Origin of the sequence: Aeromonas sp. HMWF017 (genome assembly GCF_003061465.1) — a bacterium.
In the GTDB taxonomy this organism is placed as follows: domain Bacteria; phylum Pseudomonadota; class Gammaproteobacteria; order Enterobacterales; family Aeromonadaceae; genus Aeromonas; species Aeromonas veronii.
On sequence record NZ_QAJD01000067.1, the window covers coordinates 1 to 1,093 of the forward strand.

Annotated in this window: 1 pseudogene; it reads left to right on the top strand. The window is 58.2% G+C overall.

The annotated features are described in order from the left end of the window. Positions 1 to 1,093: pseudogene (gene aceE / locus DBR30_RS07025) on the top strand (pyruvate dehydrogenase (acetyl-transferring), homodimeric type); the annotation flags it as partial.

The window sequence follows — 1,093 nt, forward strand, 5'->3', positions numbered from 1 at the left end:
GTGGCTGCCAAGGCAAATCGCGATTACATCAACACCATCCCGTCCAGCGACGAGCCGGACTACCCGGGTGACCTGGAGATGGAACGCCGCATTCGCGCCATCATCCGCTGGAACGCCATGATGATCGTGCTGCGCGCGTCCAAGAAAGACCTGGACCTGGGTGGTCACATGTCTTCCTTCGCTTCTTCTGCGACCATCTATGATGTCTGCTTCAACCACTTCTTCCGTGCTCGCAACGAGAAGGATGGTGGCGATCTGGTTTACTTCCAGGGTCATATCTCCCCGGGCATCTATGCTCGCGCCTTTGCTGAAGGTCGTCTGACCGAAGAGCAGCTGGACAACTTCCGTCAGGAAGTGGACGGCAAGGGTATCCCTTCCTATCCGCACCCGAAACTGATGCCGGACTTCTGGCAGTTCCCGACCGTCTCCATGGGTCTGGGCCCCATCGCCGCCATCTATCAGGCTCGCTTCCTGAAGTACCTGACCGACCGTGGCATCAAGGATTGCTCCGAGCAGACCGTTTACGCCTTCCTGGGTGACGGCGAGATGGACGAGCCGGAAGCCAAAGGTGCCCTGACCGTTGCCGTGCGTGAAAAGCTCGACAACCTGGTGTTCGTGGTCAACTGCAACCTGCAGCGTCTGGATGGTCCGGTTGTCGGTAACGGCAAGGTCATCAACGAGCTGGAAGGCCTGTTCGCTGGCGCCGGTTGGGATGTCACCAAGGTTATCTGGGGTCGCAAGTGGGATGAGCTGCTGAAGAAAGACACTTCCGGCAAGCTGATCCAGCTGATGAACGAGACCGTGGACGGTGACTACCAGACCATGAAGTCCCGCGACGGTGGCTACATCCGCGAGCACTTCTTCAACCGTTATCCGGAAACTGCCGCGCTGGTCAAAGACATGACCGACGAGGAGATCTTCGCTCTGAACCGCGGTGGTCACGATCCTCGCAAACTGTTCGCTGCATTCAACAAGGCGACCCAGACCAAGGGCAAGCCGACCGTTATTCTGGCCAAGACCATCAAGGGTTACGGCATGGGTGAAGCGGCCGAAGGCAAGAACATCGCTCACCAGGTCAAGAAGATGGAGCTGG